A 15,150-nucleotide genomic window follows, 5' to 3' on the forward strand; every position below is an offset into this window, starting at 1 on the left:
TTTTTACTTTAGCATGACCCAAAGCATAAAAATATTGATGATTGATGATCATCCAATGATTATTGAAGGCTACCAAAACACTTTGTTATTCACCAAAAAAGATAATCAAGAACTTAAAATTGATATAGCAAATAATTGCGATGAAGCTTTAAGTTATATCAATAAATCTGTTCAACAAACTCATTATGATGTGCTATTTGTTGATATTAGTTTACCTCCATCAACTGATGGAAAAATGAGTTCTGGTGAAGACATTGCAGAATATGCTCGAAAAGTACTTCCAAAGGCAAAAATTATTGTTCTTACAATGTTTAACGAATCTTTTAGAATTCACAATATTATAAAAACCATTGATCCTGAAGGATTTTTAATTAAAAGTGATTTAACATCTAGCGAACTAGCTAGTGCTTTTCAGGCCGTATTATACAATCCTCCTTTTTATAGTGGTACGGTAAATCAACATATTAGAAAATCCTTAACAAGCGATATTGTTATCGATGAAAAAAACAGAAAAATACTTTACTTACTCTCCCAAGGTGTTAAAACTAAAAACTTAGCTCCTCATTTAAATATTTCTTTAAGTGCTGTTGAAAAACGAAAAAAACATTTAAGAGAAATTTTTGATGTGGAGGACGGTCAAGATGAAACATTAATAAGCGAAGCAAGAAAAAAAGGCTTTATTTAAAAAAATAAATAATTTTTTAGTTTTTATTTAGTCTTAATTGCCTTGTTTTGAGTGTCTTTTGGTGTCTGTCCGTAAGATTTTTACGGGTTTTCCACAACTGTAAATCAAAACTATTAAGTATCTTTGTAATATGATGCTTCAAAAAAATTAATTAATCCCTCATTTTTTTGTTGATAATAGCAATTTACACAAAACCCTGTGGAGGTGAGAGACCCACAGGGTTTCTTCATTTTAATAACTAAATATAACCTTTCTATATTCCCAAACGATTCCAATAAATAGTCCGAAATAGATAATTGCAACTATAAATTTTAAAAAAGTTGAAGTTATAAATCCTAAAAATGAACCAAATGCAGCTCGAGTAGCCGTTTTAGTATCGCTTTTATTAAATAATTCACCCAATAATGCGCCTATAAATGGCCCAACAATTATGCCAGCAGGAATTGGAGCTATTAAACCAACAATAAGACCAACAGTAGTACCAATAACACCATATTTACTTCCACCAAAGCGTTTAGTTCCAAGGGCAGGAATTATATAATCAAGTACATAAATAATAAGCGCGATAAGCCCTGTCGTTATTAAAAACGTAGAGCTTAAATTAACACTATCTGTAAAATTAATAACAAAAAGTCCTAACCAACTAGTAATTGGTCCAGGTAAAACAGGTAAAAAGCTTCCAAGAACCCCTAAAAACATTAATAATAAGCTTATAATAAGTAAAGTAATCTCCATAAATAAGAATATTTGATATAGTTAAATAGACTAAAAACTATGCCAAATGTTACATTTTAAACTAAAAAACTAGTTTTAACTAAATTTTTAGTTACATTTGATGAACTAAATTTTTAGTTAAAAATTAAATACAGATAAAACATGATTCAACTTACTAAAGCCGAGGAAGATATTATGAAAATACTTTGGCAACTTAAAAAAGCTAATGTTAAGACTATAATTGAAAAATTTCCGGAACCTAAACCGGCATACAATACGGTGTCTACAATTGTTAGAATTTTAGAGAGTAAAGGAGCGGTAGATTACGAAAAGCAAGGTAAAGGACATATTTATTTCCCAATTTTGAAGCAACAAGATTATAGTAACCAAACTATAAACAAGTTAGTTGATGGTTATTTTCAAGGGTCGTTTAAAAGCATGGTATCCTTTTTCATGAAAAAAAACGATATAAGCGTAAACGAGCTAGAATCGGTGTTAAAGGAAATTAATAAAAAACCTTAATTATGCTACATTATTTACTACAAACAATAGCGTTTCAGCTGTTTTTTATTGTGGTTTATGATTTGTTTTTAAAACGCGAAACGTTTTTTAACTGGAATCGGGCATATCTTTTAGTAACCGTAATCTTATCGTTTATTTTACCATTTATAAAAATATCTGGTTTTAAAAATGCGGTGGCACAGGAATTTGTTATAGCATTACCTGAAGTATTTTTAGGGCCTAAAGTTAATGATGTGAAAGAGTTAAGCCCTTTAATTCTTGAAACAGAAACAACACAAGCTATTTCAATATTTACATGGCAAAATTTATTTTGCTTGGGTGTAATTGTAGCTTTTGGTCTTTTTTTAGCAAAGCTTTTTAAGGTTTTACAACTTATAAGGAATAACTCTAAAATACGTTACGGAAAATTAAACTTAGTTAAGTTGTTAAAAACAACAAATGCATTTTCTTTTTTTAATTATGTGTTTTTAGGTGATGAATTAAGCGAGCGTGATAAGATAACTATTTTAAAACATGAAAGTGTGCACGTAAACCATAAACACACAATCGATTTGTTGTTTTTTGAGTTGCTTCGTATTGCATTTTGGTTTAATCCGTTGGTTTACATATATCAAAATAAAATAACAACAGTTCATGAATTTACAGCCGATTCTCAGGCCATAAAGCATCAAAATAAACATGATTATTATCAAAATTTACTAGCGCAGGTATTTGCCACCAAGCGTATATCATTCATCAATCCATTTTACAATCAATCATTAATCAAAAAACGAATCGTTATGTTACAAAAATCAAAGTCAAAACAAATTTATTTATTTAAGTATGCTATTTTAATTCCTGTGGTAGTTGGTATGCTAGTGTATACATCGTCTTCATTTAAAGCAGAAAATCAATCAACAATAAATATACATGCACAAGATGTTTTATTAAAGAGTTTAATTAAAGAATATAAAACAAAACTAGTAGAGCGCATTAAAACAGAATCTATACCAGAGCTTTTTAAAGAATATCTTGGAAGCAATGAGGTTTATATCTTGTCTAAAGCAGATTTAGCAAAAAGATTGGCTTTATATGATTATATAGGAAGTGGAAAGTTTAAAAGCCAGAAGCAATCTGTAAATGATATTATTTCAGATTCTGCTGTTAATGAGTTTCCGAAGTTATACAAAACCTATCAAGAATACTTAGATTATAAGAAAACAGATGAAGCTAAAAAAAGATGGGAAAATGGAACAAGAAATGGGGTGTTAAGACTACTTGTAAACGATGTAAAAAACTTAACTACATCAGAACAGCAACGAGAAGAAAAGTTAATAAATACTATTAAAAATGATGATTATTTTAATGCATTGCTAATTACAGATGGAACAATGTCTACAAAACTAACATTTAACAAGCCAGTTATAGATGTAGAAGAGGTTGAGGTGGTTGAAAATACAACCATAGATGTGCCTTTCTCTGTAATAGATGAAGTTCCTGTTTTTCCAGGTTGCCAAGATTTACAAACCGTAGAAGAAAAACGTTCTTGTATGTCTAAAAAAATATCAGAACACGTAAATAAAAACTTTAATACTAATATGGCCGATAGTTTAGGTTTAACGGGCAGACAGCGTATTAATGTAATTTTTAAAATTGATACCCACGGAAATGTAATAGCTGTACGTTCTAGGGCACCACATCCAGCTTTAGAAGCAGAGGCAAAGCGTGTTGTAAAAACTTTACCAAAAATGGTTCCGGGAAAACATAAAGGTAAAAGTGTAAATGTGCCATATAGTTTACCAATTATTTTTCAGGTTGCAGATAAGGTAAATAAAGAAATGATTGAGGTTGTAAAAACAGAAAACACAGAAGATATGGTTGATGTGCCATTTTCGGTGATTGAAAAAGTTCCTGTTTTTCCAGGCTGTGAAAATTTAAAAACAAATACAGACCTACGTAAATGTTTTTCAGAACAGGTTTCAGCCTTTGTAGCCGATAATTTTAATACCAAAATAGCATCTAGTAAAGGTTTAACAGGAAGACAGCGTATTAATGTAATTTTTAAAATTAATAAAAACGGAAATGTAATAGGTGTACGCTCTCGTGCATCTCATCCAGATTTAGAGGCAGAAGCAAAGCGTGTTGTAAATAGTTTACCTAAAATGATTCCTGGAGAAGAAAAAGGGAAAAAAGTAAATGTAGCTTATGCTTTACCAATAATCTTTAATGTATCAGATCAGAATAAAGATGAATAAAATACATATTTTAATCTTTTTTATTGTGTTTAAAATTCAGGCTCAGACATCAGTTTTAAACTCAGCCGATAGTTTATTTGCAGTCGGCAATTATTCAAAAGCCATTACTTTGTATAAGAGTTACAATAACCAAGAAGACATTTATTATAAAATGGCTAAATCTTACGAAGCATTGGGTAGTTACGATGATGCTTTAAATTATTATAAATTGTCGGTTAATGTAAATCCAGATGATGCTTTAATTAAATATAATTACGCTAAGCTTTTGGCGGCAACAAAGAAATATAATGAAGCTTCGGCAGTTTTTAAAAAACTAATTGAAAAGGATAGTACCAACCCTAATTTTCATTATGAATTAGGGTTGGTTTTAGAAAAGCAAAAAAATAATAATGCAATTAATGAATATTACAAAACTTATAAGCTAGATACAATCCATCAAAAAAGTTTGTATAAAATAGCAAAGCATCATCTAGAAAAAAGAGAACACCATTTAGTTACAATTTTTGTAGATAAAGGTTTAAAATTCTACGCCAATAATTTAAAACTGATAAGCTTAAAAGCTCAAAATTATTTTTGGCAGCAAGATTACAGAAATGCAATTATTTGGTTTGAAAAACTGATTGAATTAGGTGAAGAATCGGAATATATTGTTGAAAAACTAAGCTTATGCTATGCAAAACATTTTATGTATCCAGAGGCTTTAAAATATAGTTTACAATTGTTAAAATACAATCCTAAAAATGCTGAAATAAAATACAGTATTGGTACTTATTATTTAGAATTAAAAGATTATACAAATGCCGAAATGTATATGCAAGATGCACTGTTGCTTCTTGATAAACCTTTAGATCGTGAGTATTTAAAATTAGCCACCGCTTTAAACCATCAAAATAAATATACCGAATCTATTGAAGTTTTAAAGAAAGCTATAAATGAAAATCCAACAAATGAGTATGCTCATTTTCAATTAGCTATAACTTTAGAAAATTATTATAAAGATATTGATGAAAAGATTAGAGTTTATCAAAATTTAAAAGAAAAATTTCCAGAAGGTGACTTAGTAACGTATGTTGAACAAAAAATTTCTAAGCTAAAACAAGAAAAATTTGTGAATGAAGGAGAAAAGAAAGACTAAAAACGAAAAAAATTGTACATTTCGGTTTCAGTTATAATTTATGAGATTAATTTTTGTTCTGCTTCCTGTTTTTTTACTTACCTCGTGTGAGTATTTCAAGATGAAAAAAACATCATCTCAAGATATTTTAAACGAAGAATTAAAAGCTTTTAATTGGAACGATGTTGATGAATACCCTAGTTTTTCTAGCTGCGATTCTATTACGCTAAAACAGGAAAGAAAAGATTGTTTTCAAAACAGTTTAGCCTTACATATTTGGGAGTTTTTAAAGCAAGAACAAATTACAGTTACTCAAGATATAACAGATACTATTATTTTAAACTTTAAGCTATCAAAAACCGGGGTTTTAACACTAACTGATACAAAAATGGATAGTGCTGCACACCAAGAACTTTCTGGTATAGAAGACATAATTGTAAAAAGTTTAGACTCTTTACCTAAAATTTACCCCGCAATAAAACGTGGACAACATGTAAACTCTGCTTTTAGTTTACCTATAATAATTAAAGCAAATTAGTTATTAGCTTAGCCAAACTCCCCAAGGAATTCTTGAAAGTAATAATACTAAACCTATACTGTAAAATATAGCAATTAGCTTAAATTTTGCTTTTGATGTTAATTTCTTTTTGTGTTTAGAATACCCAATGGTAATTAAAGCTACTGCTATTATGTTAATAACAGGATGCTCAACTAAGTACAAACGGTTTAAAGCGTCTTTCATTACACCACCCATACCTAACTCTGCAAATAGTTGTAATCTAGGAGAAACAAAATATAGTATTAAGCCAATTAATAACTGTATGTGCGTAACAATTAAGGTAAATAAAGCTTTTCTAAAATCTGTAGCCTGATATTCTTTGTCTCCTAAAGTTTTTATAACAGCGTTAATAGCAGCAATAGCTAAAACAATTAATACTAAAAATGCCCAATAGGAATGAACGGATTGTAAAACTGAATACATAGGGTGTCTTTCTTTTTAATTTTAGCAAAAATACTAATTATTAGTCATAAAAAAACTGCTTCCTATTAAGAAGCAGTTTAAATATTGTAGGTGTTATGCTTTCTTAGCGCAACATTCCATTTTACAATCAGGCTTACACGCCATTTTTTCGCCTTCGGTTTTGGTACAGCATGCTTTTTTACAATCGTCGTTACACTTTTTTTCTGTAGAAAAAGCATCAACTGTTTTCATGTTGCTTACTTTGTAAATATCTGCAACATTGGTAACAGTATTAGTTAATTTTTCTGGATTTACTTTAGCTTCATCATATTCTACCATGGCTAATTTTTTATCAAAATCAACCTTCGCCGATTTTACACCATCCATTTTAGCTATTTTTTTCTGTATGGTTGCTGCACAGCCAATTTCGCAAGTCATACCATCAATAGTAAATTCTGCTTTTGCATATGTGGCGTTTGGATCTATTTCTTTTTTAACTTCAGTTTCAATAGCAACAGATTTAACTTCGGGTTGCTTAACTTCACTTTTACAACTAATTGCAAACTGTACTAATAAGGCTATGAATAATGATAGTTTTATGGTTTTCATTTTTTCTTTAAATTATAGGAATTAATACAAAATTACTAAATATTAGGAGGTTAATAGGTTAAAAACTCTTAAAAATTCTTTTTTCTGTTCTTTTTTTCCGAAATTGAAAGGAACCAAAAAAAATGAAATTATGAAAAAATTATCACTTCCATTACGGTTAGGTTTAATAACCGGATTTACTTTAATAGCTTATTTTCTAGTTTTAGCTTTAGTAAATAAACACACAAACCCAGCATTTAGTTTTTTTAATGCCTTTATAACTGCCGTAGGTATTTATGAAGTTGTGAAATTTAAGAAACAAGAAGACGAAATTAATTTTGATTATGGAGAAGCATTTAAATTTGGTATAATAACGGGCTTTATTGCCACTATTATTTTTTCGGTGTTCTTTTTAGTATATTCTACCGAAATTAATCCAGGTTTTTTGCCAGAACTAATTAATAAAATGCACGCAACAGGTTTAAATGCAAATGTAGGAATGGTTACATCTGTTGTAGCTATTATGGGGTTTGCAACTTCGGTAGTAACAACCTTAACAGTGATGCAATTGTTTAAAAAATCGAAAAATTTAGTTGAAAACCATTAAAACGTTTGTAGATTAATTAATTAGCAGTATATTTGCACCCGCTTAAATTAAGGTTTAGGCGTATTTATTTAATAATATTAATTAATATAAACGTTACGCTATGTACGCAATTGTAGAGATAGCAGGGCAACAATTTAAAGTTGAAAAAGACCAAAAAGTCTTTGTTAACCGTTTACAAACTGAAGAAGGGAAAGAAGTATCTTTCGATAACGTTCTTCTTTTAGGTGATGGTGACAATGTTACTGTAGGCGCCCCGGCTATAGACGGAGCTCAAGTTGGAGCAAAAGTCTTAAAGCACCTTAAAGGTGATAAAGTTATAGTTTTCAAAAAGAAAAGACGTAAAGGTTACCGTGTGAAAAACGGACACAGACAATCTTTAACAGAAATCGTTATTGAAAGTATTGTAGCTTCTGGAGCTAAAAAAGCTGCTCCCAAAAAAGAAACTAAGAAAGCTGAACCAAAAGCAGCAGCTCCAAAAGCTGAAGCTAAAAAGGCAGCTCCTAAAAAATCATCTAAAGGTGATGATTTAAAGAAAGTAGAAGGTATCGGACCTAAAATTGCTGAAACTTTAGCTGAAGCTGGAATTACAACTTTCGCTCAATTAGCAAAAACCGATGCTGCTAAAATTTCTGAAATTATCTCTGGTGTTCGTGGTAACCACGTAACTGATACTTGGCCAGCACAAGCTCAATTAGCTGCAGATGGTAAGTGGGATGAGTTAAAGAAATGGCAAGACGAATTAGATGGTGGTAAAGCTTAATTGCAAAATCACTTAAGTATAACAATAAAACCTTAAAACAATGGCTCATAAAAAAGGAGTAGGTAGTTCTAAGAACGGTAGAGAATCAGAATCGAAACGCTTAGGTGTTAAGATTTTTGGTGGTCAAGCTGCTAAAGCTGGTAACATTATCGTAAGACAAAGAGGAAATACTCATCACCCAGGTGAAAACGTATATTCTTCAAAAGATCATACATTACACGCCTATGTAGATGGTGTTGTAAAGTTTACTAAGAAAAAAGATAACAAATCTTACGTTTCTATCGAGCCTTTCGAGGCTTAAGAAAATTTTTCTTAAGAAATTATTTTAAAAAACCCTTTCTGTTTATTCAGGAAGGGTTTTTTGCATTATTAATGGTAAATTAATATTGTAACTACATTTGAGTAAAGTGCGAGTTCTTTCTTTGAGAATTTTACACTAACCAATTGTGAATTCTACTAAAACATTTTATTTTTTACTGATTGTTATTTTTGGCGTTAAGCTTTTAAGCGCCCAAGATATAGTGTCTAAAAATGCTATATCTAAAATTAATACTATAAAAAGTGCGCTTAATTTAGCAAAACATGAAAATGATACTTTAGGCATCGCAAAAAACTTCATTTATTTAGCTAATTTTTACAAAGATTTAGGGTTAGATAGTGAAGCCATTAAAAATTACCACAACGCACAACAGATTCATTTAAAAAAAGATACACTTTTTGTTTATGCTAATAACAAAATTGCGTTTATTCATTTACATTTAAAACAATACGCTGAAGCTTTACAATATTGCCAGAGTAGTGTTTCAATAGCAAAATCAATTAACTATAAAACAGGTTTAGCTACAGCAAATGCTATTTTAGGAAGTGTTTACGAAAAGCAAAGTAATTATAATGCAGCTTTAGGCTATCAAAACGAGAGTTTACAATTATTTGAGAGCTTAAATGATAGCACGGGAATTGCATTAACAAACGAAAACATAGGAAGCATCTATGAGGATTTAGAGCAGTACGATTTAGCTAGAAACTATTTTAAAAAAGCATATAGTTTTGAATCAGCAAAAGCGTCAGATTTAAAAATTAATATAATTAATAATCTTGCCGATGTTTACCGAAAACAAAATCAATATAAGGAAGCCCTTAAATTAACAAAAGAAGCTTTAAACTTAGCCCAATCTCAAAATAATAAACAACAAGAAGAAAGCGCACTTAAAGATTTGGCTAGAACTTATGCAGAACTTCAAGATTATAAGAAAGCATACGAATACCTAAATAAGCAAAACTTAATTAGCGAACAGCAGCTTATAAACCAGAACACACAATTGGTAAGCGCTATGGAAGTGCTTTACAATGTAAAAGAAAATGAAGCCCAAGTAGCTATATTAAACAAGCAAAATCAAATAAATAAAACACGACAAATAGCGATAATTATAATAGGTTTAGCTATAATTTTAGTGTTTGTTATTGGTGTAATACATTTAAAAAAGCGAAAAAAGCAAGAGCAAAAACTATTAACATATAAGCAGCAATTATTACAAGCAGATTTAGATATTAAAACTGCCGAAGAAGCCTCGTTAAAAAGAGAAATAGATATTAAAATTTCTGCTTTAACCAATTACAGTTTAAACTTAGCGCACAAAAATAAATTGTTAGCCGATATTTCTAGAACACTAAATAATTTAAAAAGCAGAAACCCAGAGTTAGTAAAAACAAAACTTAAAGATATTGTAAAAACTATTAATTCTGATTTATCAAAAGAAAATGAGTGGACAGAACTCATGGCATATTTCAGTCAAATAAACCCTAGCTTTTTTAAAAATTTAAAAACTCAAGTTCACGAAGAGTTAACATCGTCCGAAATGCGTTTATGCATGTTACTTCGTTTAAACTTATCGTCTAAAGCCATTGCTTCTATTTTAAATATTACGCCCGATAGTGTTCGTATAGCCCGATATAGAATGCGTAAGAAGCTTCCGCTATCTTCAAAAGACGATCTACAAGCTTATATTTTAAACCTTTAGCTGTTTTTAAAAAAACATCAATCCATTGTTATTGCATTGTTAATGTTGCTATCATTTATAGGTGAATTTCACTTGTAAATTACCGTTTGTTAACATCAATTTTAGCTAAAAGCAATGTTGCCAATATAGCTTTGCATCAACTAAAATTAATCAAACAACAACATGAGGAAAAATCATTTTTTATCATTTTTAGCACTGTTATTAACTTCTTTTATGTTTTCACAAAACGGAAACATTCAAGGTGTAATTACAGATAATAATGGTATTACTGTGCCAGGTGCTACAGTAGTAATAGAACAATTAAAAAAAGGAGCAGTATCAGATTTCGATGGTACATTTACTTTAGTAGATATTCCTGAAGGCGATTATACATTATTAATTAAGTATTTAGGTTATGCCGATTATAACGAAAACGTTTCTGTAACTGCAGGACAAACAATTTCTGTAGATATTCACTTATCATCAGAAAACACAGAACTTGATGCGGTTGAAATTACAAGCTATTCTATTGGCGGGCAAGCTAGAGCATTAAACACCCAAAAAAACAAAACAAACATTACCAATATTGTATCTACAGATCAAATTGGTAAATTTCCAGATGCTAACATTGGTGATGCTGTAAAGCGTATTCCTGGAATTACAATGAAAGTAGATCAAGGTGAAGCTAGAAACATTGTTATTCGTGGTTTAGCGCCACAGTTAAACTCGGTAACTTTAAACGGAAGTAGAATTCCATCTGCCGAAGGCGATAACAGAGAGGTTCAAATGGATTTAATTCCATCGGACATGATTCAAACTATTGAGGTAAACAAAGCGGTAACGCCAGATATGGATGCCGATGCACTTGGTGGTTCTGTAAATTTAATAACACGTACTTCGCCTCAAGGCTTTCGCCTATCTGCAACAGCTGGTTCTGGTGTAAATTCAATTACAGGAAAACGTATTTTAAACGGTCAGTTTTTATTAGGTGATAGAAGCGATAACGGAAAATTTGGTTGGATGGTTTCTGCATCTATCAACGATAACGATTTTGGAAGTGATAACTTTGAAGCAGAATGGACCGATGAGTTCGAATTCAACAACGGCGACGAAGATAATTTAGAAGAAGTTGATGTTAATCCATACACCAACGTTTTTGAAATTAGACAATATTTAGTACAACGTATTCGCAGAAGTTTCTCGGCAAATTTAGATTACAAATTCAACGATAATAACAGCATATATTTTAAATCTATTTACAACTGGAGAGACGATCGCGAAAACCGTTTTGTGTTAGAGCACGAAATTCTTGATGGTGAAGACATTGAAGCTGGAGATTTTACTGTGGATGGTAACGGAAACTTAACCATGTTTCCTGTTGAAGCAAAACGCGAAACAAAAGCAGGTATAGATAACAATCGAAACAAAAACACACGTTTAGAAGACCAACGTATGTTTAACTTTAGCTTAGGTGGAAATCACTTGACTAATAGTTTACAAATAGATTGGATGGCCTCTTATGCAAAAGCTTCAGAAGAGCGTTTAAACGAACGTTATTTAGTTCACGAAAGCGAATATGCTATTAACTACAATAACGATTCTCAATTTCCACTTTATTCACCAGTTGATGCTACCGATGCAGCGTATAACAACTTTGAGTTTGGTGAGTTAACCGAAGAAAATCAATACACCGAAGAAACAGATATGAATGTATTTGTAAACTTTAAGTTACCTGTTAACTTGTTTAATAGTGAAGACGGATTTTTAAAGTTTGGTGTACGTGGGCGTTTTAAAAACAAAAACAGAGATAACGATTTTACCGAGTATTCTCCAGAAGATTCAGCCTTCGATTTATTAGGAACGTTACCAACCAGAGATTATACAGATTCAGACTTTTTAGCTGGAAGCCAATACCAAATAGGCAGCTTTGCTACTCCAGAATTTGTTGGAGGTTTAAATTTAACCGATGCTACACAATTTGAAGGTGAAGATTTAGTTGATGAATACCAAAGCGGAAATTTTGATGTAAACGAAAATGTTTTTGCAGGTTACATCATGACAAGTCAGCAATTAACTAGCAAATTAAGCGTTTTAGCTGGTGTTAGAATTGAAAGTACAAATTTAGATTCTGAAGGTTACAGATTAACATTTATTGAAGAAGATGAAGATGCTGGTATCGACGAAGAAATTATTGTTGAAGCTGTAAGCGAAACAAACTCTTATGTTAATATTTTACCAGGTTTACATTTAAAATACGATTTAAACGACAACACTGTTTTCCGTTTCGCATGGACAAACACTTTGGCGCGTCCTAATTATGCCGATTTAATTCCAAGAGCAGAAATTATTAACGAAGACAGCGAAGTGTTACTTGGTAATCCAGATTTAGATCCAACAACATCAATGAACTTCGATGTAATGGCAGAACATTATTTTAAATCTGTTGGTATTTTATCTGGTGGTGTTTTCTACAAAAAAATAAACGATTTTATTTATACATACCAAACCGAAACTACCGATGATACTTATGGCGACGACACTACAGGTTACGAAGTGTACCAACCATTAAACGGTGACGATGCTTCGGTATTAGGTTTCGAATTTGCTTTCCAAAGAAAACTAGATTTCTTACCAGGTTTTGCTAAAGATTTTAGCGTATATTTAAACTACACACATTTAACTTCTGATGCTAATGGTATTAGAAACGAAGATGGCGACGAGCGCGACGATTTAGGTTTACCAAACACAGCGCCAAACATGTTTAATGCTTCTTTAGGTTATGCAAACAACAAGTTAAGCGTACGTTTATCAAGTAACTTCTCAGATTCTTATATCGATGAAATTGGAGGAAATGCTTTTGAAGATCGTTACTACGACAAACAATTTTTCTTAGATTTTAATGCAACATATGCATTTGGTAACGGCTTAAGCGCATACACAAGCTTAAACAATATTACCAACCAACCATTACGTTTTTACCAAGGCGTTAGCAGTCGTACTATGCAACGTGAGTATTACGGGCAACGTTTTACAATTGGTTTAAAATACGATTTATTTAAAAAATAAAAATGAAAAAACTCTTATTCGGGTTTAGCTTATTGGCAATTGTTTCTTCTTGTAAAAAACAGTTGCCGGTAATTAAACCAACAGTTATTACCGAAAAAACACCAAACGATACCGACGATCCTGCCATTTGGGTAAACCCAAGCGATGCCTCAAAAAGTATAGTTTTTGGTACCGATAAAAAAACAAATGGCGGTATTTATGCCTTTAATTTAGATGGAAAAATTATCCATGAAAAAAGCATAAAAAACATACAACGCCCTAATAATGTCGATTTAGAATACGGTTTTAAGTTAAACGATTCTACAACTACAGATATTATTGCGTTTACCGAAAGGGAAAAACAACAAATTCGTGTGTTTTCTGTGCCAGATATGAAATCATTAGATGGTGGAGGTTTTAAAGTGTTTACCGATGCTACAGAATTGGAACACAATGCGCCTATGGGAATTGCGTTGTATAAATCGCCAAAAACTGAAATTATTTATGCTATTGTTGGCAGAAAAGCAGGGCCAAAAACAGGCTATTTATATCAATACGAATTGGTGACTGATAGTTTAGGCGTTCACGCTAATTTGGTTAGAAAGTTTGGCAATTTTAGCGGAAAAAAAGAAATTGAAGCCATTGCTGTAGATAACGAAAATGGTATTGTTTATTATTCCGATGAAGGACAATGCGTTCGTAAATACTATGCCGAACCAAGTATGGGCAACGAAGAATTAGGTTGTTTTGGTAGCGAATATTTCACTGATGATATTGAAGGTATTGCCATAGCAAAATACAAAAACAAAGGCTTTTTAATTGTATCGAATCAACAAGCGCACTCGTTTAATATATTCGATTTAAAAACCGATGCTTTTATTAAAGAAATAAATTTAGGAACTATAGAAACTGATGGTTGCGACGTTACAACCGTGGCTTTAGGTAATAAGTTTCCTAATGGCTTATTCGTGTCTATGAACGACGAGAAAAACTTCTTTTTTCACGATTTAGCTCTTTTAGATTTAGATTAATTTTTTTAGAAGTTAATTTTTTTGAGCCCTTTCTATTCGTAGAAAGGGTTTTATCATTTATTCTATTTTGGCAATAATTTTTAAATGATGATGTGTGTGCATTTGTAAAAAACGCAGCGTTTGTTTCTTGTTTAGTTTGCCAAATATAAAATGCTTAAAAAAACTTGTTTTAGGTAACTTTTGCAAAGCTTTTAAATTGGATTTTACAGTTTTTAACTGATTACGAATGTCGTTTTCTTGTATATTTTCTGGTGGTAAAACGTATTTTGGCGCTTTGGCTTTGCCTCGTGGTATATAATTTAACTTAAACAAAAGTGCGCGCCAGAAATTAAATGTCCGTTTATAATCTTCGGGGTTCGATTGTATTGTTGCAGTGCAAACGGAATTAAAAACTTTTAAACTATGGTCTAAATGCCAGCCAATTGATGCTTTTGATGCTTTGGTGTTAATTAAATTTATTTTGGGTATATGGTTTTCAATTTTTAGTAATTGCTGGTTTATTAAGTCTAGTTGATTGTTGCTCATTTACATTTTAATTTAGAAAAAGATATTAAATAAATTCGTAACTTTAGTAAATACCAACTAAAATCAAGATTGTTTAACTTAAATTGATGAGATTATGCTTCCGTTTAGATCTGAAATTAGAAATTCACCAACGCAACCTACCATCAAGATTTTTTTAGGCGATGAATCGCTAGATGCTAGAATAAAAAATCATTTAGAGCATTTTAACGAAATTGAAACCATTGAAATAAGAGAAAGTATAGGTCGTAACCGCGCCAACGAAAATCTAACTGTTTTTTTAAAAGATGAAGTGGATATTAATAAAATGAAATCGAGTATAGATTCCAGTTTGTGGTGGTATTTCGAGCAGGATTAATATATAAGTCGC

16 protein-coding genes are annotated in these 15,150 nt (G+C 31.1%); 12 read left to right on the forward strand and 4 right to left on the reverse strand.

Annotation, left to right across the window (positions count from 1 at the left end; genetic code table 11):
* Positions 1 to 13: 13 nt before the first annotated feature.
* Positions 14 to 685, forward strand: coding sequence for a response regulator (locus LG649_RS12975; protein WP_226544248.1), 672 nt, complete (start codon positions 14 to 16; stop codon positions 683 to 685).
* A 231-nt stretch (positions 686 to 916) separates the two neighbouring features.
* On the opposite strand, the gene LG649_RS12980 is transcribed toward LG649_RS12975, so the two are convergent.
* Entirely contained in the window at positions 917 to 1,420 is a 504-nt protein-coding gene (locus tag LG649_RS12980) for a DUF456 domain-containing protein (RefSeq protein WP_226544249.1), read from the reverse strand.
* A 141-nt stretch (positions 1,421 to 1,561) separates the two neighbouring features.
* On the opposite strand from LG649_RS12980, the gene LG649_RS12985 reads away from it, so the two are divergent.
* From LG649_RS12985 to LG649_RS13000, 4 genes are all read left to right on the forward strand, one after another.
* Complete coding sequence (locus tag LG649_RS12985; protein WP_226544250.1) at positions 1,562 to 1,921, forward strand: BlaI/MecI/CopY family transcriptional regulator; 360 nt, start codon at positions 1,562 to 1,564, stop codon at positions 1,919 to 1,921.
* A gap of 2 nt (positions 1,922 to 1,923) precedes the next feature.
* Positions 1,924 to 4,155, forward strand: coding sequence for an energy transducer TonB (locus LG649_RS12990; protein WP_226544251.1), 2,232 nt, complete (start codon positions 1,924 to 1,926; stop codon positions 4,153 to 4,155).
* Positions 4,148 to 5,290, forward strand: coding sequence for a tetratricopeptide repeat protein (locus tag LG649_RS12995; protein WP_226544252.1), 1,143 nt, complete (start codon positions 4,148 to 4,150; stop codon positions 5,288 to 5,290). The genes LG649_RS12990 and LG649_RS12995 overlap by 8 nt, the downstream gene beginning before the upstream one ends.
* 100 nt (positions 5,291 to 5,390) lie before the next feature.
* Positions 5,391 to 5,807: a hypothetical protein gene (locus LG649_RS13000; protein ID WP_226544253.1), complete on the forward strand. Its 417-nt coding sequence runs from the start codon at positions 5,391 to 5,393 to the stop codon at positions 5,805 to 5,807.
* A gap of 3 nt (positions 5,808 to 5,810) precedes the next feature.
* Here the strand turns inward: LG649_RS13000 and LG649_RS13005 are convergent, their stop codons facing one another.
* Both LG649_RS13005 and LG649_RS13010 read right to left on the reverse strand, forming a co-directional pair.
* Positions 5,811 to 6,251: a hypothetical protein gene (locus LG649_RS13005; RefSeq protein WP_226544254.1), complete on the reverse strand. Its 441-nt coding sequence runs from the start codon at positions 6,249 to 6,251 to the stop codon at positions 5,811 to 5,813.
* 93 nt (positions 6,252 to 6,344) lie between these two features.
* On the reverse strand, positions 6,345 to 6,839 hold the full coding sequence (locus LG649_RS13010) for a heavy-metal-associated domain-containing protein (protein ID WP_226544255.1): 495 nt from the start codon (positions 6,837 to 6,839) through the stop codon (positions 6,345 to 6,347).
* A 130-nt stretch (positions 6,840 to 6,969) separates the two neighbouring features.
* Here LG649_RS13010 and LG649_RS13015 point away from each other — a divergent pair, with 130 nt between their 5' ends.
* From LG649_RS13015 to LG649_RS13040, 6 genes are all read left to right on the forward strand, one after another.
* The gene (locus tag LG649_RS13015) at positions 6,970 to 7,425 is read left to right on the forward strand and encodes a DUF4199 domain-containing protein (protein WP_226544256.1); all 456 of its coding nucleotides are present in this window, start codon (positions 6,970 to 6,972) and stop codon (positions 7,423 to 7,425) included.
* A 100-nt stretch (positions 7,426 to 7,525) separates the two neighbouring features.
* Positions 7,526 to 8,185 (forward strand): 50S ribosomal protein L21, encoded by a 660-nt coding sequence (gene rplU / locus LG649_RS13020; protein WP_226544257.1) that lies wholly within the window; start codon positions 7,526 to 7,528, stop codon positions 8,183 to 8,185.
* A gap of 40 nt (positions 8,186 to 8,225) precedes the next feature.
* Positions 8,226 to 8,486 (forward strand): 50S ribosomal protein L27, encoded by a 261-nt coding sequence (gene rpmA / locus LG649_RS13025; protein WP_044633057.1) that lies wholly within the window; start codon positions 8,226 to 8,228, stop codon positions 8,484 to 8,486.
* Between the two features lie 145 nt (positions 8,487 to 8,631).
* Positions 8,632 to 10,203: a tetratricopeptide repeat protein gene (locus LG649_RS13030; protein WP_226544258.1), complete on the forward strand. Its 1,572-nt coding sequence runs from the start codon at positions 8,632 to 8,634 to the stop codon at positions 10,201 to 10,203.
* A gap of 162 nt (positions 10,204 to 10,365) precedes the next feature.
* Positions 10,366 to 13,248, forward strand: coding sequence for a TonB-dependent receptor (locus tag LG649_RS13035; protein ID WP_226544259.1), 2,883 nt, complete (start codon positions 10,366 to 10,368; stop codon positions 13,246 to 13,248).
* A 2-nt stretch (positions 13,249 to 13,250) separates the two neighbouring features.
* Positions 13,251 to 14,258 carry a phytase gene (locus tag LG649_RS13040; RefSeq protein ID WP_226544260.1) on the forward strand — a complete coding sequence of 336 codons (1,008 nt, stop codon included), beginning with the start codon at positions 13,251 to 13,253 and terminating at the stop codon, positions 14,256 to 14,258.
* A 57-nt stretch (positions 14,259 to 14,315) separates the two neighbouring features.
* Here the strand turns inward: LG649_RS13040 and LG649_RS13045 are convergent, their stop codons facing one another.
* Positions 14,316 to 14,783 (reverse strand): DUF1569 domain-containing protein, encoded by a 468-nt coding sequence (locus LG649_RS13045; RefSeq protein WP_226544261.1) that lies wholly within the window; start codon positions 14,781 to 14,783, stop codon positions 14,316 to 14,318.
* Between the two features lie 94 nt (positions 14,784 to 14,877).
* Here LG649_RS13045 and LG649_RS13050 point away from each other — a divergent pair, with 94 nt between their 5' ends.
* A complete protein-coding gene (locus LG649_RS13050; protein WP_226544262.1) occupies positions 14,878 to 15,138 on the forward strand; it encodes a hypothetical protein in 261 nt (86 codons plus the stop codon).
* Positions 15,139 to 15,150: the final 12 nt, after the last annotated feature.

The organism is Neotamlana laminarinivorans (genome assembly GCF_020523925.1).
Lineage (GTDB): Bacteria > Bacteroidota > Bacteroidia > Flavobacteriales > Flavobacteriaceae > Neotamlana > Neotamlana laminarinivorans.